This is a genomic window from Mesorhizobium sp. SEMIA396, from assembly GCF_024518615.1.
In the GTDB taxonomy this organism is placed as follows: domain Bacteria; phylum Pseudomonadota; class Alphaproteobacteria; order Rhizobiales; family Rhizobiaceae; genus Mesorhizobium.
Map to the genome: position 1 here is coordinate 361266 of NZ_JANIFC010000003.1, position 19471 is coordinate 380736.

A 19471-nucleotide genomic window follows, 5' to 3' on the forward strand; every position below is an offset into this window, starting at 1 on the left:
CAATGAGCCAATCGCAAGAAGCACTGGTTAGCCGGCGTTCCCGCCTGCTCGGCGCGAAATCGCAATTGTTCTACGACGAGCCCGTGCATCTGGTGCGCGGCGAAGGCGTCTGGCTCTACGATGCCGATGGTCGGAAATATCTCGACGCCTACAACAATGTCGCACATGTCGGCCACTGCCACCCGCATGTGGTCGAAGCCCTGTGCCGGCAGGCCAGCCTGCTCAACACCCACACGCGCTATCTGCACACCGCCATCCTTGATTATGTCGAGCGGCTGACCGCGACCTTCGATGCCAGCCTGTCGTCCGCCATCCTGACCTGCACCGGCAGTGAGGCCAACGACATCGCGCTGCGCATGGCGCAGGCCGCAACCGGCCGCATGGGCATCATCGCCACCGACGCCACCTACCATGGCAACACCACGGCGGTTTCGCAGCTCAGCACCCGCATGCCGCCGGTCGGCGGCCGCGCGCGCCAAGTGCGGCTGGTGCCGACGCCCGACAGCTATCGCCATCCCGATGCGACGGCCGACGGCAAGGCCTTTGGCGATGCGGTGCGGGGAGCCATCGCCGCGCTGGCAAAGGACGGCATCGGCCTGTCCGGCATCATTTTGTGCCCGCTGCTCGAAAATGAAGGCTTCCCGACGCTTCCCAGCGGATTTTTCGAAGACGCCGTGGCGGCGGTGCGTGAAGCGGGCGGGTTGGTCATCGCCGATGAGGTGCAACCTGGTTTCGGCCGTACCGGCAGCCATTTCTGGGGCCACCAGCGCGCTGGCTTCGTGCCCGACATCGTCACCATGGGCAAGCCGATGGGCAACGGCCATCCGGTCGCCGCGGTGGTCACCACCAAGGACACATTGGCGACCTTCCGCAACGCTTTCCGTTACTTCAACACCTTTGGCGGCAATCCGGTTTCCTGCGCGGTGGCCAATGCCGTCCTCGACGTCATCGAGCAGGAAGATCTCGTCGCCAACGCACGTGACGTCGGCGCCTATGCGCTCGGTCTGCTGCGCCCGCTGGCCGAGCGCCATGAATGCATCGGCGAGGTCAGGGGCGCCGGCCTGTTCTTCGGCGCCGAACTGGTTCACGACCGCGAGACGCGCGAGCCGGCGCCCGACATTGCCGAGCAGGTCGCCAACCGCATGCGCCACCGCGGTGTGCTCATGGGCAAGACCGGGATCCACGGCAATGTGCTGAAGATCCGCCCGCCCATGCCGTTCTCGCGCGACAATGCCGACGTCCTGATCGGCGCCCTCGACGAGGTGCTGGGTGAAGTCGGCGGAGTGAAGGCGTGAACGCTGTTTCCACGCAATCCGAGCCCGAGACGGCAGCCGATGTCACCGAGCTTGCCAAGCGCGCGCTCGAACATTGGGGCATTCGTGAGGGTGAGCCAGAGCTGCTGAAATTCCGCGAGAACGCGGTGTTTCGCGTCATCTTGCCAACAGGCCAGCCGGCCGCCATGCGCATTCATCGGCTTGGCTATCACACGGACGCCGCCCTGCGCTCGGAACTGCAATGGATGGGCTTTTTGCAAGCGGCCGGCATCGCCACGCCATCTGCGGTCGCCACGCCGGCCGGCGATCTGTTCGTGCTTGTCAGCGCCAACGCCTCAGTGCAACCCCGGCAAGTCGATTGCTTGAGCTGGCTGGAAGGCCGCGCCGTCGGCGCGCGAGGCGTGCCGCTGGATTTTACGCCCGAGCAGGCAAGACAGGTCTTTACCGCGATGGGCCGAACCATCGCCCACATGCACAATGTCACGTCTGCCTGGACGCCGCCCGCCGGCTTTGCCCGCCATGCCTGGGATTTCAATGGCTTCTTCGGCGCGAACCCGAATTGGGGCCGCTTCGAGACCTCGCCCTTCCTCGACGGCCCTCATCGCGAGCTGGTTTTCCAGGCGCGGGAAAAGGCCGTGAAGGCGCTGTCGGAGCATGAACGCAGCGCCCGCAATTTCGGCATCATCCACGCCGATCTGGTGCGCGAGAATGTGCTCGTCCATGACGGCGCGATCCGCATCATCGACTTCGACGATTGCGGCCATGGCTGGCACATGTACGACCTTGCCGTCGCGCTCTACCAGAACCGCGATGAGGCGATCTATCCGCTGATCGAGGCCGCTTTGCTCGAGGGCTATCGGCAGGAGCGGGCACTGACCGCGCGCGACATCGCCGCGCTGCCGCTGTTTTCGGCGTTGCGTGCCTTTGCTTTCCTCGGTTGGGTGCAGAGCCGCGTCGAAGGCGACATCACCAGGGATGTCGGCCAGCGTATGTCGGCCATCGCAGCCGATGTGGTGATTGCCTATCTGCGTGGCGAATAGGGCCGATCAATAAGAACTGGCGGGTCATCAGCCCTTCGCGAAATGGATGCTGACCGTGCCCGAACTGCCGAAATCGGCGACGATCGTGTCGCCGGGCCGCGCCTCGACCGGGCGCACGAACGATCCAGAGAGCACCACCTCGCCAGCCGCGATCGACATGCCGTAGCGGGCGAGCCTGTCCGCCAGCCAGGCGATGCCCATGGCCGGGTGGTTGAGCACGCCGGCGCCAAGCCCGGTTTCCTCTACCTCGGCGTTGCGCGAGACGATGGCGCCGATCCAGCGCATGTCGGCCTCATCAGGACGTTGCCGCCGGCCGCCGATGACAATGCCGGCATTGGCGGCATTGTCGGAAATCGTGTCGAAGAAGGTGCGCACCTTCTTCGTCTCGGCATTGACGCGCTCGATGCGCGTATCGAGGATTTCCAGCGCCGGTGTGATGTAGTCGGTGGCGTGGAGCACGTCGGAGATGGTCACGCCGGGGCCTTTCAGCGGCGCCTTCATGACGAAGGCGATCTCGGCCTCGACGCGCGGCTGGATGAAGCGGCCGGCCGGCACCGTCGCGCCGTCATGGAAGAACATGTCGTCGAACAGCACGCCCGAATCCGGCGTGTCGATGGCAAGCGCGTACTGCATTGCCTTCGATGTCAGCCCGATCTTCCAGCCCTTCGGCTTCAGCCCGGCATCGATCTTGCGCGCCACCAGCGCCGCTTGCACGCGATAGGCGTCCTCCATCGTCGCATCGGGAAAATCGAGGCTGAGCAGACGGATCTGGCGGCGCGACCGCTCGGCCTCGAACAGCTGTGCCGCGGCGTCCTCCACCTGTTCCGGGGTCATTGCGCTGCCTCGTCGACGACACCGTTTCTGAGCACGCCGATGCCTTCGGCCTCCACCTCGATCACGTCGCCGGGCTTCAGCCAGATCGGCGGCTCGAAGCGGGCGCCAGCACCCGTCGGCGTGCCGGTGACGATGATATCGCCCGGCACCAGCGTGGTGAAGGTCGAGATGTAGTTGATGATCTTGCGGAAGGAAAAAATCATCCGGCTGGTGCGGTCCTGCTGGCGCAACTCGCCATTGACGCGGGTGGTCAGCGCGATGTCGGCGATCTGCGCCTCGTCGCTGAACGGCACCAGCCATGGGCCGATCGAGCCGCTGCGGTCGAAATTCTTGCCTTGCGTGACGTTGAACTTGGCATGGCGCACCCAGTCGCGGATGGTGCCTTCATTGCACAGCGAGAGCGCCGCGATATGGCCGAGCGCGTCGGCCTCGGCAATGCGCCGGCCGGCCTTGCCGATGACGATGACGATCTCGCCCTCATAGTCGAGCTGCGGTGATTCCGGCGGCCGCACCAGCGGCGCGCCATGGCCGACGAAGGAGCGGGGGAAGCGGATGAACAGTGACGGGTTGGAGGGCGCTGCCTGGCCGTCCTTGTACTCCTCGTTGCGGTCGGGGTAGTTGACGCCGACGCAGATGATCTTTTCCGGTGACGGGATCGGGATTTCATAGGCGATGGCGTCGAGCGGAAAATCGGCGGCAAACGCCTCGGCCTCTTCCGCCAGCCGCCGCAAGGCGCCGGCCTCGATCACTTCCCGCAACGTCGGCCATTGGCCGTGGCGCGCCGACAAGTCGACGACACCGTTGCCTGATATCGCGCCATAGCGCACCTTGCCGCCGACGGTGAAGGTGGCGAGCCGTGCGTGGTTCATGCTGCGGCTCCGGCGATGGTGAATATCGGCGAGGTCGGAGCTCTACGACGCCCCCCTCTGTCCTGCCGGACATCTCCCCCTCTTGGGGGGAGATTGGATGTCATCTCTGCCTTCGCCAATTTCCAACGCTGCAAGAGAGGCGCTGACCATGGGCCTGGCCAATCTCCCCCCTTGAGGGGGAGATGTCCGGCAGGACAGAGGGGGGCGTGACGGAACGCTATCATCTCTGAATTCCCGTCTAAGGCGCAATGATCGGCGAAGCCGCCAAATCCGGCTGGCGTGCCTTCGCTCCGGCAAACACACTGCCCTCCTCGAACCAGCTTTTCGGCGCCGGCGCGCCCCACAGCGTCTGGCGTTGCGGGTCCTTGAGGTCCCATTTTATCGGCTCGAGGTCCGGATCGACCGTCTGGTAATCCGAACAGTAAATCTCGATGCGGTGGTTGTCCGGGTCTCTGACATAGAGGAAGAAGGCGTTGGAAATACCGTGCCGGCCGGGGCCGCGTTCGATGTTCGGCAAATAGCCCGTCGTTGCCATCAGATCGAGCAGGTCGATGATGTTGAGCGGCGTCGGCACCCAGAAGGCGACATGGTGCAGGCGCGGCCCGATGCCGTTGGTGAAGGCGATGTCGTGCACGCCGCCCTTGCGGTGCGTCCACGCCGCCCACAGCCTTCCGCTGCTGGCGTCCTCGGTATACTCGGTCACCCGGAAGCCGAGCTCGTTGTAGAAGGCGACGGACTCGTCGACATTGGGCGAGAAGCAGTTGAAGTGGTCAATGCGCAGCGGCTTGACGCCCTTGTACAGCGCATACTTCTGGTGGATCGGCGGCAGCCGCTCCATCTCAGCGTAGAATTCGAGCGGAATGCCGTGCGGATCGCGGGTGCGGAAGGTGCGCGACTGGTAAGGCCGCTCGACCCATTCCACCGGCAGGCCCTTGTCCTTGAAGAAATGCACTGCCTTGTCGAGGTCTTCATCCGAGAAGACCTTGAAGCCAAGGTCGCGCGCTTCTGCCGTGGCCGCCTTCTTCAGCACGATGCAATGGTGCCCACGCTCCTCCAGCGCCCTGAGATAGATGGTGTCCGATGTCTCGTCGGTGACCTGCAGGCCGAGCGTATCGACATAGAAGGCGCGGGATTTGGCGAGGTCGGTGACGGCCAGCTCGACATGGCTGAGGCGCACGATGTTGAAGGCGGGGTAGAGATTGGGCTTGGGCAAGGGCATCTGATTTCCTCCGGTCAGCCGCCGAGTTTCTGGATCGCGTGCGCCGTCGTCGCAAAGGCTATGTTCTTCGTCTCCATGTAGAAGTCGAAGGAATGGTCCCCGCCGTCGCGGCCGATGCCGGAATTCTTGACGCCGCCGAACGGTGTCGGCAAATGGCGCACATTCTCGGAATTGACCCAGATCATGCCGGCATCGAGCGCGTCTGTGAAGCGGAAGGCGCGGGTGACGTCCGAGGTCCAGAGATAGCCGGTCAGGCCGTATTGCGTGTCGTTGGCCAGCGCAAGCGCCTCGGCCTCGTCGTTGAAGGGAATGGCGCTCAGCACCGGCCCGAAAATCTCCTCCTGCGCAATGCGCATGCCGTTGGTGACGTTGGTGAACAGTGTCGGGCCGACATAACAGCCGCCGCCCGGCCCATCGACCTTGCCGCCGCCGACGGCGAGCGTGGCCCCCTCCGACCTGCCGATGTCGATATAGGACAGCACCTTCTTCTCATGCACCGGATGGATGAGCGGGCCGACCACCGTTTTCGGATCGAGCGGATGGCCGACGACGATGCGCTTCGCCCTCTCCGCGATTTTGGCGGTGAAGCTTTCATAGATCGAAGCTTCGACCAGCAGTCGCGACGATGAGGTGCAGCGTTCGCCATTCAGCGAATAGATCATGAATACGGCGGCGTCGGCGGCGCGTTCGAGATCGGCGTCGGCAAAGACGATCACCGGGTTCTTGCCGCCAAGTTCGAAATGCACGCGCTTCAGCGTGTCGGCGCCTTGTTTCATGATCATCGAGCCGGTACGGCTCTCGCCGACAAAGCCGATCGCCTTGATGTCGGGATGCTCGGTCAACGCCTTGCCGGCATCTTCACCCAGGCCGTTGACCAGGTTCCACACACCCTTCGGCAGACCGGCCTCCTCGGCGATCTCGACCAGCAGGCGGGCGGTCAGCGGCGAAAATTCAGCCGGCTTATGAACCACGGTGCAGCCGGCCGCCAGCGCCGGTGCGATCTTCCAGGTCGACAGCATGAACGGCGTGTTCCACGGCGTGATGATGCCGACCGGGCCGATAGGCACCCGCGTGGTGAGGTTGACCTGGCCCGTGGTCCGCAGCGTCTCGCCGTCTCGGGCTTCGGGTGCACGGTCGGCGAAGAAGCGGAAATTCTCGGCACCCCGCAACGCCGCCTTGGCCATGAACTTCAGCGCCTGGCCGGTATCCATGCATTCGACGAAGGCTATCTCCTCGGCACGCGCCTCGATCGCGTCGGCGATTCTGTGCAGCAGCTTCTTGCGCGCTTCGCCCGGCATGGCGGCCCAGGCTGGAAACGCAGCCTTGGCTGCCCTGGCGGCGCGGTCGATGTCGGCGGCTCCGCCGCGCGCGACGCTTGCCAGCGGCTTCAGGTCGACCGGCGACAGCGTTTCGAACGTCGCGCCGTCGAGCGCCGGTACCGCCTCGCCGCCGATCTGGTTCAACACGCCATCGCGCCTGAAGCGGTCCATATAGGCCTCGGCCTTGTTCAGATTGCCTTGCAGGTCGGACATGTCGGGTTCCGTCACTTGCCGCGCAGTCGCGGGTGGATTGCGTTTCTCTTCCAACTCAGCTCCGGGTCGATTTCCCGGATCTCGAGCGACAGGGCGAAATGCGGGGTCTCGAACAGCCCGGCGAGATATTCGCTCACCGCCGCGAAGACGGCTTCGCCGGTCCGCTTCTTCTCATCAGGGCTGCGGCCGGTGCCGATGCGAAACGACATGTCGAGAAAAGCGTTTTCCGGCAGACTGTCGGCCATCGCGTAAGCCTCGGCGCGAAAGGCCCGCACCCGCACGGCGCCGGTCTCGAACAGCCCGGTGTCCAGCACGGTGCGCAACACCAGCGCGCACAATTCGCCCATGTCGACCTTGGCATCGAGATTGGCTGAATACTCGATGGAGAAGTGAGGCACGGCGTTTCCCTGGTCTATTGCTTTTGTTGTAGTTAACGCGTTAATTACATGCAACGCCGACGAAGTCAAGTCTTGCATCGGCCTTGGCGCAACGATACGGGATGGCAGGAACGGGCCCTGGCAGGCGGATTCGGCTGAGGGAAGGCCTGTTTTCGATCGCAAGCGTGGGAGGCTCTTTTTCTTGCTGCCTGAAAACACCCGTCGTTCTCTGCCAATGGCGCTGCTTCATGCCCGCGAAGCGGTGATGGCGCGGTTTCGGCCGATGCTTGCGGCGCATGACGTGACCGAACAGCAATGGCGCGTGCTGCGCGTGCTGAGCGAAGCCGGCCCGGTCGAGGCGACGGAACTCGCCGACCGCGCCTCGGTTTTGCCGCCCAGCCTGACGCGCATCATCAAGGCGCTCGAGGGCCGCAAATTCATCACCCGCAACAAGGCCGAAGGCGACGGCCGACGCGTCGTTCTAACCATTGCGCCCGCCGGTTCCGCCCTGATCGACGCCCTGTCGCCGGAGCGTCGCGTCATTTATGACGACATCGAACAGCGCTTCGGCCACGAAAAGCTCGAGCAGTTGCTCGATCTGCTGGAGACGCTGATCGACGGCGAGAGCTGATCGTTCCGGCTACCGCAGAGGTTTCGACGGTCGCTTGGGTTGACGGCCCCGCATACCTTGAAAATGGCCGAAACACCCGATGGGGTCAGCTAACCTCGCAACCTCGCCCCTTCCGGATCGAAGAACGGTATCGGAGCCACCACCGCACGCGTCGGCTTACCACCGATATCAATGCTCAATTCGGTGCCGACAGCCGTGAAGGGCAGCCGCAGATGCGCGGTGGCCAGCACCTTGCCGAGGGAATAGCCGTGGTCGCTGTAGGTGACGATGCCGGCGTCCTCGCCATCGGCCAGAATCCTGGCATCGGCCGCGGCCGGCTTGTCGCCGTCGAGGATCAGTCCGACCCATTGCTCGTCGAGGCCCTTGTCGCGAACCTTGAGCAAAGCTTCGCGGCCGATGAAATCGCCCTTGTCGAACTTGATCCAGCGGTCGAGGCCGACATGGAACGGGGTGCGGGTCTCGTCCATGTCGATGCCGTGCGCCGGATAGGCCTTTTCCAGGCCCAGCGTGAACATCGCCAGCACGCCATAGGGTTTCAGGCCAAAGTCACGGCCGGTGCGCATCAGCGCGTCCCAGAGAGAGGCCGCCTCGTCGGCCGGCACGAACAGTTCGAAGCCGAGTTCGCCGGTGACGCCGGTGCGCGAGATCAGTACCCGCGTGCCGTTGATATGGCCCGACGTGAACGACCAGCGCTTCAGTCCATCCAGATCGGCATCCGCGATCAACGCTTTCAGCAGTTCGCGCGAGCGCGGACCCTGGATGGTCGGGAAGGCGATGGCCGCCGTGATGTCGGTGACATAGGCCTTGCGGCCCTGAGCGTGATGCTGCAGCCAGGGCAGCATCTTCAGGCGGTTGACCGAGCCGGTCACCAGCATGAAGTGCTCCGGGCCCAACCGAAACACGGTGAGGTCGTCCATGATGCCGCCATCCTCGCGGCAGACCGTGGAATAGCGGACGTGGCCCGGTTTCATGGCAGCGGCATTATTGACGATGACATGGTTGACCAGCGCCTCGGCCTCCGGCCCCTTGATATCCATCTTGCCCATGGTGCTGAGATCCTGCACGCCGACATTCCTGCGGGTGTTCAGGTGCTCGTCGGCAATACCGGAATAAGTTTTGGCCGAGATGAAATCGCCCCCGACACGACCCATGGTCGCGCCCAGCCCGACGATGCTGCTGTAGAAAGGGGAACGCCGCTCAGCCAAGGAAGTCTCCATCGTTCATGAAAAACGGCAGCGCCAGGCAGCGCTGCCGGAAGGCATTTGTTGTCGTTCTCAGCTGCCGTAGACGTCGAAGGAAAAGTATTTGTCGTTGATTTCCTTGTACTTGCCATTGGCGCGCAGCGCGTCGATGGCCGCATTGAGCTTGTCGGCCAACTCCTTGTTGCCCTTCTGCAGGGCGATGCCGACGCCGGGGCCGTGTATGGCCGGATCGGCCGTCAGCGTGCCGAGCAGCTTGCAGCAGGCGCCGTCTGGCTTCTTCAACCACTCGGTCAGGATGATCGAGCCGTCCATCATCGCGTCGAGGCGGCCATTGGCCATGTCGGTGCGGGCATCTTCGCCCGTCGGATAGGCCTTGACCGTCGAGCCTGCATATTTCTGGTCGGCGAATTTCTGGTGGATGGTCGCGGTCTGCACGCCGAGCGCCTTGCCTTTCAGGTCGTCCGGCGAGGAGCCTGATATGGTCGAATCCTTCGGTACGGCGATGGCCGGCGGCGTCTGGTAGTATTTGTGGGTGAACTCGACCTTTTCGGCCCGCTCGGGCGTGATGGTGATGTTGATGATGGCGTCGAACTTGCCGGCCTGCAGCGCCGGGATCGAACCATCGAAATCCTGCACGCTGAACTCGCACTCGGCCTTCATCTGCGCGCACAGCGCCTTCCCCAAGTCGATGTCGAAGCCGCCCAGCGTGCCGTCGGCACTGGCGTAATTGAAGGGCGGATAGGCGCCCTCGGTGCCGATCCTGAGTTTTTTGTCCTGGGCGGAGGCGGCGCCCGTGGCAAGGGTGAGAGCGACGGAAGCTGCAAGCACGAAACGACCGAAAAGACGCATGTTCGAGTTCCCCGTTGAAAGCGGGAAGTCTACGGGCTTTCATGATCCCGGCGGAGACGGAAACGACATGCGCTGCGGCGATCGCGGCGCGGCGAGCGGACCAAGCCCTCACGATTGGTCGTGCGTTAGCCGGCGCGCTGCTTGTTCGTCGCTGTCCGGTCGATGCCGAGTTCGCCTGCCGAGAGGACAACGCCAAATTTTTCGTTGGCTTCCTCGATCGTATAGTAACCCAACGCCACGTCGCGCAGCACCAGATCCGGATCGCGCTGCAGCGGATCGCCGTAGCCGCCACCGCCCGGCGTGCCGACACGCACGCGGTCGCCGGCCTTGAGCGCGATGTCCTGCTCCTTGGACAAATGCGGCGGTACATGTTCCTCGCCGTTGCGGAAGACGGTCACCATGTTGACCGCGCCATCCCTGCCGCCGAGTGCGCCTTGGGGGCCGAAACGGCCGTGATCCATGACGAAAGAAGCACGGGCGTCGCCGCGCAGGATTTCGACCTCATAGGCGAGGCCGAAACCGCCGCGATGCTTGCCGGCGCCGCCTGAACCTTCGCGCAAGGCATAGTGGCGGTAGAGCACCGGGAATGCCTGTTCCATGATCTCGACCGGCGGCGATTTGGAAATGCCGATGGTCGAGCAGCCATTGGTCAGTCCGTCATGGCCTGAATTTCCGCCGTAACCGCCGCCGGAGATCTGGTACATGACGTAATCGCGACCGCGCGCCGGGTCGTTGCCGCCGAGCGCGAAATTGCCGCTGGAGCCGGCGGGCGCCGCCGTCACCTTGTCCGGCAACGCCTGCACCATGGCCGCGAACACCGCTTCCGCGATGCGCTGCGACACTTCAGCCGCGCAGCCCGAGACCGGGCGTGGATATCTGGCGTCGAGGAAAGTGCCTTCCGGCCGCTTGACTTCAAGCGGTTCGAAGGCACCGGCGCTGATCGGCACATCAGGGAAAATGTGACGCATGGCGAGATAGACCGACGACAAGGTCGTCGCCAGCACACTGTTCATCGGCCCGGCGCAGGGCTTTGACGAGCCGGTGAAATCGAAGGTCAGCGTATTGCCCTGTTTCTCCACCGCGAGCGCGATGGTCAGCGGCTCGTTGACCACCCCGTCGGAATCGACAAACGCCTTGGAATGGTAGGTGCCGTCGGGAATGGCTGAGATGTTGGCGCGCATCTGCTCGGCCGCGCGGCGGCGCAGTTCGGCGATCGCCTCGACAACCGTTTCATCACCGTAACGATCCAGGATACCATTGAGCCGGTCCTGGCCGATCAGCAGTGCCGCAGCCTGGGCGCGGATGTCGCCGATGCGCTGGTCGGCAACGCGGATGTTGGAGCAGATGATGGCGTAGATCTCCGGATCGAGCACGCCCTTCTTGAACAGTTTTACGGGCGGCAGTCGCAGGCCTTCCTGCTCCACGGCAGTCGCCGAGGCCGAAAATCCGCCCGGGACCGAGCCGCCAATGTCGGGCCAATGGCCGGTGTTGGACAGCCAGCAGAAAATCTTGCCGTCCCGGTAGACCGGCATGGCGAAGCGCACATCCATCAGATGCGTGCCGCCGAGATAGGGGTCGTTGACGATGTAGATGTCGCCTGGTTCCGGCGGCAGGCAACGGCCGTCGGCGATCATCTCGATCACCGTCCTGGTCGAATATTGCATGACGCCGACGAACACCGGCAGGCCTTGGCTGCCTTGCGCGATCAGCGAACCATCGACGGCGGAATAGATGCCGTCGGAGCGGTCATTGGCCTCGGCGATGACAGGCGAGAAGGCGGCGCGCGAGAAGGTCAGGTCCATCTCGTCGCAGACCTGCTGCAGTGCCGCCTGGAGGACCGAAAGGGTGATGGCGTCGAGCTTTGCCCTATCAAGATTTGGCATCTCAGGCCTCGCCAATGTCGATGATGATGTTGCCGTCGGCGTCGCTGCGTGCGCGGTCGCCGGGTTCGAGCACGGTGGTGGCATCCACCTGTTCGAGGATCGCCGGCCCTTCGATTTCAGCGTCAAGCGGCAGCTTTTCACGCGCGTATACCGGCGTGTCGTGCCATTGGCCGGCGTACCAGACCGGCCGGATTTCGCGCCGCGCCTCGTCGAGCGTTGTTGCGCGCCCGGCCGGGTCGATCAGCCGCGACAGATCGATCGCCGGACGCACGCCAGTGACCGAGGTGTTGAGATTGACGAGGTTGGCGCGGATTTCCGGAAGCTCGACCTTGAAGCGGGCGAAATAGGCCTTTTCGAAAAGCTGCTGCAGCGTTGCCCGCGTCACCGATGAGGACGGCAGCGCCACGTTGATGATGTGGGTCTGGCCGACGAACTGCATGTCGGCGGAGTGGGTGACGCGGATCGTCTCCGGCTTCACCGCTTCCTTGCCGATCAGCTCTTCACCTTCGTTTCGGTGTCGTTCCAATACAGTATGAAGCTGTCTTTCGTCGAGCACCGCCACCGGCTGGTTGATGGTGTTGACGAAGTCATGGCGCAGGTCGGCGACGACGCAGCCGAGTGCGTTGGTGATGCCCGGACGCGCCGGCACCAGCACCTTGGGCAGGCCGAGTTCGCGCGCCAGGGCCGTTGCGTGCAGCGGGCCGGCGCCGCCAAAGGCGAACAGCGCGAAATCACGAGGGTCATGGCCGCGCGACACCGAGACCATGCGGATGGCGCCGGCCATCTTCATGTTGCCGAGCCGCAGCACCGCGCCCGCCGCCTCGACGCCGGAAAGGCCGGTCGCCTTGCCGATCTTGTCTTCGAAAATGCTGGTGACGCGCTCTGATGTGACGGGATTTTGGACCGCCAGCAGCTTCTTCGGCGCCAGCCGGCCGAGCACCAGATTGGCGTCGGTAATGGTCGGCTCGAGGCCGCCGCGTCCGTAGCAGATCGGGCCGGGATTGGCGCCGGCACTTTCCGGACCGATCTGGATCAGGCCGGCCGCATCGACGCGGGCGATCGAGCCGCCGCCGGCGCCGACCGTGTGCACCGCCACCATCGGCACATGGATCGGCATCGCATATTCGATCTCGATCTCGTTCGACACTGCCGGCTCGGCATTGCGGATCAACGCCACGTCGGTCGAGGTGCCGCCCATGTCATAGGTGACGAGGTTTTCGAAGCCGGCGCGTTTTCCCGTATAAGCGGCGGCGATGACGCCCGAGGCCGGGCCGGACATGACCGTCTTGGCCGATTCACGTGTGACGAAGCGGGCCGAGATCATGCCGCCATTGCCGTTCATGATCAGGAAGTCGCGGGCATAGCCTTTGGCGGCCAATTCCTTGCGCAGCCGCTCGACATAGCGCTCGAGGATCGGCTGCACTGAGGCGTTGACCGAAGCGGTCACGCCGCGTTCGAATTCGCGCGCTTCCGACAGCAGCGCATGGCCTGCCGTGATGTAGCCGTTCGGCCAGAGTTCGGTGGCGATTTCGACGGCGCGCCGCTCATGTGCCGGGTTGGCGTAGGAATGCAGGAAATGGATGACCAGGGATTCGCAACCGGCCGCTATCAGCGTCTGCACTGCGTCGCGCATCTCGGTCTCGTCGAGCGGCGTGCGCACCGCGCCCGATGCTTCGACGCGCTCCGAGACTTCGAGCCTGAGATTGCGCGGAATGATCGGCACGAAGCTGCCGGTCATGCCATAGGCCTGCGGCCGCGTGCGCCGGCCCAGTTCGATCACGTCGCGAAAACCGCGCGTGGTGATCATGCCGGTTTTCGCCAGCCGGCGTTCGAGCACCGCATTGGTGGTGGTGGTCGTGCCATGCACGATGAGGTCGATGCTATCGATGGCAAATCCGGTGGCGCCGAGTGCCGAAACCACACCGAAAGCCTGGTTGTCCACCGTGGTCGGCGTCTTGGCCAGATACACCCGGCCGCCGTCGCTTCCGTCGATCAGGAGCAGGTCGGTGAAGGTGCCGCCGACATCGATACCGGCGACGACATTTCCCCGGGAATTGCGCGCTTGCGCCGAAATATTCTCTTCCATCGTCGAAACCCGAAATGCGCGGACTACGGATATGCGCCAGTTTGGAAAGCTGTTTTAAGGGAGCATCTTGACGCAAATATCGTTTGTATACTAATAAATTCCGGACACAAGAGCTTGCCGCTTTGCAGTGTGCGAACAGCCCGCCGGGATCTGAATGGTCCGGGCGTGCAGGTGAAAGTTTGGCGCCCGCGTCCACGGTTGGGCCAGAAGGTTGGATTTGATGAACACCACATCCGCTCTCAACACCGCCGGCGCCCGACCGCTGCAGTTCCCGATTCCGGCCAACGTCTATGCCGAAACCGTCGTCTCGGTGAAGCACTATACCGATCGGCTGTTCTCGTTCCGCATCACCCGTCCGCAGTCGCTGCGCTTCCGCTCCGGCGAGTTCGTCATGATCGGCCTGCCCAATGCCGAGAAGCCGGTGTACCGCGCCTATTCGGTGGCGAGCCCGGCCTGGGACGAAGAGCTGGAATTCTTCTCGATCAAGGTGCCGGACGGCCCGCTGACTTCGGAGCTGCAGAAGATCCAGGTCGGCGACACCGTCATCATGCGCCAGAAGTCGACCGGCACGCTGGTGGTCGACGCGCTGACGCCGGCCAAGCGGCTGTTCATGATCTCGACCGGCACCGGCATCGCGCCCTTCGCCAGCCTGCTGCGCGACCCCGACACCTACGACAAGTTCGATCAGCTGATCCTGACCCATACCTGCCGCGACAATGCCGAGCTGACCTATGGCCAGGAACTGGTCGCAGCACTCGAAAGCGACCCGCTGATCGGCGAGCTGACCTCCGGGCGCGTCACGCTCTACAATTCGACGACCCGCGAGGAATCGGCACGCATGGGCCGCATCACCGCGCTGATCGGCTCCGGCAAGTTCTACAGCGATCTCGGCATCGACAAGCTCAACCCGGAAACCGACCGGATCATGATCTGCGGCTCGATGCATATGCTGAAGGACGTCAAGGAACTGGCCGAAAGCCTTGGCTTCGAGGAAGGGTCGCTGAGCCATCCAGCGACTTTTGTCGTCGAGCGCGCCTTCGTCGGCTGAGACGCACCAACATCTCGAAGTCTATGTTTTTGACCGCACGGTCAAAAATTGCTGCTTTCGCCGCCTTTTTCGGTTATGACCGCCCGCAGGACTCGTGAAGTACGGCTTCACGGGCTATCTTCGGCACACGTCGCTGAATGAAAGGGCAGGAGATGAGCAGCACAATCCGCGAAGCCGATGTCGGCTCGTCCAAGGTGACGCCGCTGCCCGCGCGTGCCGCCGCCAACACAGCCGTTCCCCCGGACCATCGCATTGCGCGCAATCCAGGCATGAAGCTCGACCTCGGCTTCATGGAATCGGTGCGCAGCGTCAATCGCTCGGCGCTGGAACGGCGCGTCGCCAGCCTGACCAAGCGGCGCTCGATAAAGGCCGACAACCAGGCGGCCTGGCTGCTGCGCGCCGTCGCCTGCATGGATTTGACGACGCTGAATTCCAACGACACCGAGGAGCGCGTGCGCCGGCTCTGCGCCAAGGCGATCAATCCGTTCCGCCGCGACATTGTCGAGGGCCTCGGCATATCAGGTGAAACCATCCGCCCGGCCGCCGTCTGTGTCTACCACCCCTTCGTTGCCACCGCCGTCGATGCCGTGCGCGGCACTGGCATCCATGTCGCCGCCGTCTCCACCGCCTTCCCGCATGGCCTTACGCCGCTGTCGACCCGCCTGCAGGAGATCGAGGCCTCGGTCCGCGACGGCGCCGACGAGATCGACGTCGTCATCCCGCGCGGGCTGGTGTTCGGCGCCAAATGGCGGGAGCTCTACAACGAGATCGTCTCGATGCGCGCCGCCTGCGGTGACGCGCATCTGAAGGTCATCCTCGGCACCGGCGACCTCGCCACGCTGCGCAATGTCATGCTGGCCTCGATGGTGGCGATGATGGCGGGCGCCGATTTCATCAAGACCTCGACCGGCAAGGAAAGCGTCAACGCGACGCTGCCTGTCGGCCTCGCCATGGTGCGCGCCATCAGGGCCTATTTCGAGGAAACCGGCTATCTCATCGGCTTCAAGCCGGCCGGCGGCATATCCACGGCCAAGGCCTCGCTCGACTGGCTGGTGCTGATGAAGGAAGAACTCGGCCGGCCCTGGCTGGAGCCCGAGCTGTTCCGCTTCGGTGCCTCGAGCCTCTTGACCGACATCGAGCGCCAGCTCGAGCACCATCTGACCGGACACTATTCGGCCAATCATCGCCACGCGATGGCATGAGACATTTACCCCCACCCCGATCGGCCTTGCCGATCGACCCTCCCCACAAGGGGGAGGGTGAAGGAGGCACCTGATGAACATCCTCGACCGCTATCACGCCATGGAGTACGGCCCGGCGCCGGAAGCCCGCAACGAGGCCGACGCCTGGCTTGCCGCGCGCGATTTTTCCAAGGCGCTGTTCATCGGCGGCGACTGGAAAGCCGCGTCCGGCGGCAAGACCTTCGAGACCAGCGAGCCCTCCTCCGGCAAGCTGCTGGCCAAGGTCTCGGACGCCAATGCCGCCGACATCGACGCGGCGGTGGCGGCGGCCACCAAGGCGTTGCCGAAATGGTCGGCAGCCTCGGGCTATGTCAGGGCCAAGGTGCTTTATGCCATCGGCCGCGCCATGCAGCGCCACCAGCGCCTGTTCGCGGTGCTTGAGACAATCGACAATGGCAAGCCGATCCGCGAAAGCCGCGACATCGACGTGCCGCTGGCGATCCGCCATTTCATCCATCATGCCGGCTGGGCGCAGGCGCTGGACAAGGATTTCCCCGGCCACAAGGGCGTCGGCGTCGTCGGCCAGATCATCCCGTGGAACTTTCCGCTGCTGATGCTGGCCTGGAAGATCGCGCCGGCGCTCGCCGCCGGCTGCACGGTGGTGCTGAAGCCGGCCGAGTTCACGCCGCTGACATCAATCCTGTTCGCCGAGATCTGCGAACGCGCCGGCGTGCCGAAAGGCGTCGTCAACATCGTCCAGGGCGGACCTGAGGCCGGCGTGGCCATCGTCAACCATCCCGGCATCCAGAAGATCGCCTTCACCGGCTCTTCCGAGGTCGGCAAGATCATCAGGAAAGCCACTGCGGGGTCCGGGAAAAAACTGTCGCTGGAGCTCGGCGGCAAGTCGGCCTTCATCGTCTTCGAGGATGCCGATCTCGACAGCGCCGTCGAAGGCCTGGTCGACGGTATCTGGTTCAACCAGGGGCAGGTCTGCTGCGCCGGCTCGCGCCTGCTGGTGCAGGAAGGCATCGCCGACGCCCTGATCGCCAAGGTCAAGACGCGGATGAGCCGGCTGCGCGTCGGCAGCCCGCTCGACAAGAACACCGATATCGGCCCGCTGGTCGACTTGACCCAGCTTGACCGCGTCAAGGGCCTGGTTGCCGAAGGCGCCAGGCAGGGCGCCGTCTGCTGGCAGCCGGATGCGGCGCTGCCGTCTTCCGGCTACTACCATCTGCCGACGCTCGCCACAGGTGTTTCGCCGGCTAACATATTGGCACAAGAAGAGGTGTTCGGCCCTGTTCTGGCGACCATGACCTTCCGCAACACCGAGGAAGCGATCGAGCTAGCCAACAACACGCGCTATGGCCTCGCCGCCTCGGTGTGGAGCGAGAACGTCAACCTTGCTTTGCACGTCGCGCCGCAATTGAAGGCCGGCGTGGTCTGGGTCAACGGCACCAACATGTTCGACGCCGCCTGTGGCTTCGGCGGCTACCGCGAGAGCGGTTTCGGCCGCGAGGGCGGGCGCGAGGGCATGTTCGAATATCTCACGGCAAAGCTGCCGCTCGGCCCGGTCATCAAGCCGGCGACGACCTCCGCACAGCCAGTCGAGCAGGCCGACGGCTCGGCAATCGACCGCACCGCAAAGCTGTTCATCGGCGGCAAGCAGGTTCGGCCGGACGGCAATTATTCGCTCGCCATCGCCACCGCCAAGGGCAAGCTTGCCGGCGAAGTTGGGCTCGGCAGCCGCAAGGATATCCGCGATGCCGTCTCTGCCGCCCGCGGTGCCAAGGCCTGGCCGGAGGCGACCGCCTATAACAGGTCCCAGGTGCTCTATTATCTGGCCGAGAATCTTTCCGGCCGTGCCGGCGAGTTCGCCGCCCGTCTCACCGAATTGACCGGCGCTACGCCCAAGGCCGCGCGGGAAGAGGTAGAACAATCCATTGAACGGCTGTTCCTCTATGCCGGTCTGGCCGACAAGTTCGAGGGCCGCGTGCACCAGCCGCCGGCGCGTGCCGTGACGCTGGCGCTTCATGAACCGGTCGGCGTCGTCGGCATCGTCGCCCCCGATAGCTCGCCGCTGCTCGGTCTGATCTCGCTGGTCGCACCGGCGCTGGCCATGGGCAACACCGTGGTTGCGGTGCCGTCGGAGCGCTACCCGCTGCTGGCCACCGATCTCTACCAGGTCATCGAATATTCCGACATTCCCTCAGGCGCCATCAACATCGTCACCGGCCGCAGCGCCGAACTTGCCGGCGTGCTGGCCAAGCATGACGATGTCGACGGGCTCTGGGTGTTCGCCGACGCAGAGACCTGCGCCAAGGCGGAGGCAGAGTCCATCGGCAACCTCAAGCGCGTCTGGAGCGGCAATGGCCGCAGCCTCGACTGGGCATCCGACGAAGCCGCCGGCGACGCCTTCCTGCGCCGCGCCGTCGAGGTCAAGAATGTCTGGGTGCCTTACGGCGATTGATGTCCCGCCGGTGCTGTCGAGATCGTGTTCGGGCTTGACGCACGGACAGATGTTCTTTAACGAGAAAAAACATCTTTATCAGTGAACGGTCAACGGCGCAGGCTGCACGATCACGCGTGACTGGCACATGACGCCTTGGCCAGCCGCAGGTAGACCCGGACTATCCCCAGCGGACGAGGAGAACAGTATGTCGGATCTGGCAGGCAAGGTCGTTGTCGTCACGGCAGCGGCGCAAGGCATCGGCAAGGCGAGCGCACTGGCGTTCGCAAAAGCTGGCGCCATCGTCCACGCCACCGACATCAACGAGGCACTGCTGGCGGAACTCGCCAGGACGCCGGGGATCAAGACCCGCAAGCTGGACGTACTCAACGACGAAGCCGTCAACGCCGCCTTTGCCGAGATCGGCGTCGTCGACGTTCTGTTCAATTGCGCCGGTTTCGTCCATTCCGGCTCGATCCTCGAGATGAAGGAAGCCGATCTCGATTTCGCGCTGGATCTCAATGTTCGCGCCATGATCCGCACCAGCCGGGCCGTGCTGCCCGGCATGCTGGAACGCGGCGACGGATCGATCATCAACATGGCCTCGCTGGCCAGTTCAACCAAGGGCGTGCCCAACCGCTTCGTCTATGGCCTGACCAAGGCCGCCGTCATCGGCCTGACCAAGGCGATCGCCGCCGACTATGTCGGCAAGGGTATACGCTGCAACGCCATCTGCCCCGGCACGGTCGAGAGCCCGTCGCTGCAGGACCGCATGCACGCGCAAGGCGACTACGATGCCGCCCGCGCAGCCTTCATCGCCCGCCAGCCGATGGGCCGGCTCGGCACGCCGGAGGAGATCGCGGATCTCGCCGTCTATCTGGCCGGCGCCACCTATACGTCAGGGCAGGCCTACAATATCGATGGCGGCTGGTCGATCTGACTGCGGAAATCTTGCCGAGCCGGACGATCTGGCCCTTTCCCGGCGTTTGACAGGGGATCG

At 64.2% G+C, this 19471-nt stretch carries 16 protein-coding genes; 7 read left to right on the forward strand and 9 right to left on the reverse strand.

The genetic code is table 11. The features are described 5' to 3' along the window. Positions 1-2: 2 nt before the first annotated feature. Both NP503_RS11240 and NP503_RS11245 read left to right on the forward strand, forming a co-directional pair. Complete coding sequence (locus NP503_RS11240; protein WP_127266753.1) at positions 3-1295, forward strand: aminotransferase class III-fold pyridoxal phosphate-dependent enzyme; 1293 nt, start codon at positions 3-5, stop codon at positions 1293-1295. Beyond that, entirely contained in the window at positions 1292-2314 is a 1023-nt protein-coding gene (locus tag NP503_RS11245; RefSeq protein ID WP_127266754.1) for a phosphotransferase enzyme family protein, read from the forward strand. Before NP503_RS11240 ends, NP503_RS11245 begins: the two co-directional genes overlap by 4 nt. Positions 2315-2341: 27 nt before the next feature. Here NP503_RS11245 and hpaH read toward each other — a convergent pair whose 3' ends face one another. The 5 genes from hpaH to NP503_RS11270 form a co-directional block, all read right to left on the reverse strand. Then, complete coding sequence (gene hpaH, locus NP503_RS11250; protein WP_127266755.1) at positions 2342-3148, reverse strand: 2-oxo-hept-4-ene-1,7-dioate hydratase; 807 nt, start codon at positions 3146-3148, stop codon at positions 2342-2344. Then, on the reverse strand, positions 3145-4017 hold the full coding sequence (locus NP503_RS11255; RefSeq protein WP_127266756.1) for a fumarylacetoacetate hydrolase family protein: 873 nt from the start codon (positions 4015-4017) through the stop codon (positions 3145-3147). Before NP503_RS11255 ends, hpaH begins: the two co-directional genes overlap by 4 nt. 238 nt (positions 4018-4255) lie before the next feature. Then, the gene (gene hpaD / locus NP503_RS11260) at positions 4256-5236 is read right to left on the reverse strand and encodes a 3,4-dihydroxyphenylacetate 2,3-dioxygenase (protein ID WP_127266757.1); all 981 of its coding nucleotides are present in this window, start codon (positions 5234-5236) and stop codon (positions 4256-4258) included. Positions 5237-5250: 14 nt separating this feature from the next. After that, positions 5251-6768, reverse strand: a complete 1518-nt coding sequence (hpaE, locus tag NP503_RS11265; RefSeq protein ID WP_127266758.1) for a 5-carboxymethyl-2-hydroxymuconate semialdehyde dehydrogenase — start codon at positions 6766-6768, stop codon at positions 5251-5253. An 11-nt stretch (positions 6769-6779) separates the two neighbouring features. Continuing rightward, a complete protein-coding gene (locus NP503_RS11270; RefSeq protein ID WP_127266759.1) occupies positions 6780-7166 on the reverse strand; it encodes a 5-carboxymethyl-2-hydroxymuconate Delta-isomerase in 387 nt (128 codons plus the stop codon). A gap of 214 nt (positions 7167-7380) precedes the next feature. Here NP503_RS11270 and hpaR point away from each other — a divergent pair, with 214 nt between their 5' ends. After that, on the forward strand, positions 7381-7776 hold the full coding sequence (gene hpaR / locus NP503_RS11275) for a homoprotocatechuate degradation operon regulator HpaR (protein WP_127276380.1): 396 nt from the start codon (positions 7381-7383) through the stop codon (positions 7774-7776). 89 nt (positions 7777-7865) lie between these two features. Here the strand turns inward: hpaR and NP503_RS11280 are convergent, their stop codons facing one another. The 4 genes from NP503_RS11280 to NP503_RS11295 form a co-directional block, all read right to left on the reverse strand. Continuing rightward, complete coding sequence (locus NP503_RS11280) at positions 7866-8981, reverse strand: aminomethyltransferase family protein (RefSeq protein WP_236383079.1); 1116 nt, start codon at positions 8979-8981, stop codon at positions 7866-7868. 69 nt (positions 8982-9050) lie between these two features. Beyond that, a complete protein-coding gene (locus NP503_RS11285; protein WP_127267820.1) occupies positions 9051-9827 on the reverse strand; it encodes an ABC transporter substrate-binding protein in 777 nt (258 codons plus the stop codon). A gap of 125 nt (positions 9828-9952) precedes the next feature. Beyond that, positions 9953-11710 carry a hydantoinase B/oxoprolinase family protein gene (locus tag NP503_RS11290; protein WP_127267819.1) on the reverse strand — a complete coding sequence of 586 codons (1758 nt, stop codon included), beginning with the start codon at positions 11708-11710 and terminating at the stop codon, positions 9953-9955. 1 nt (position 11711) lies between these two features. Beyond that, the gene (locus NP503_RS11295; RefSeq protein WP_127267818.1) at positions 11712-13796 is read right to left on the reverse strand and encodes a hydantoinase/oxoprolinase family protein; all 2085 of its coding nucleotides are present in this window, start codon (positions 13794-13796) and stop codon (positions 11712-11714) included. Positions 13797-14016: 220 nt separating this feature from the next. Here NP503_RS11295 and NP503_RS11300 point away from each other — a divergent pair, with 220 nt between their 5' ends. The 4 genes from NP503_RS11300 to NP503_RS11315 all read left to right on the forward strand — a co-directional run bounded on the left by NP503_RS11300 (position 14017) and on the right by NP503_RS11315 (position 19411). Next, the gene (locus NP503_RS11300) at positions 14017-14844 is read left to right on the forward strand and encodes a ferredoxin--NADP reductase (protein ID WP_127267817.1); all 828 of its coding nucleotides are present in this window, start codon (positions 14017-14019) and stop codon (positions 14842-14844) included. Between the two features lie 152 nt (positions 14845-14996). After that, positions 14997-16046, forward strand: coding sequence for a deoxyribose-phosphate aldolase (gene deoC, locus NP503_RS11305; protein WP_127267816.1), 1050 nt, complete (start codon positions 14997-14999; stop codon positions 16044-16046). Positions 16047-16119: 73 nt separating this feature from the next. After that, entirely contained in the window at positions 16120-18492 is a 2373-nt protein-coding gene (locus NP503_RS11310) for an aldehyde dehydrogenase family protein (RefSeq protein ID WP_127301705.1), read from the forward strand. 187 nt (positions 18493-18679) lie between these two features. Next, positions 18680-19411, forward strand: coding sequence for an SDR family oxidoreductase (locus NP503_RS11315; RefSeq protein WP_127272470.1), 732 nt, complete (start codon positions 18680-18682; stop codon positions 19409-19411). Positions 19412-19471 lie beyond the last annotated feature (60 nt).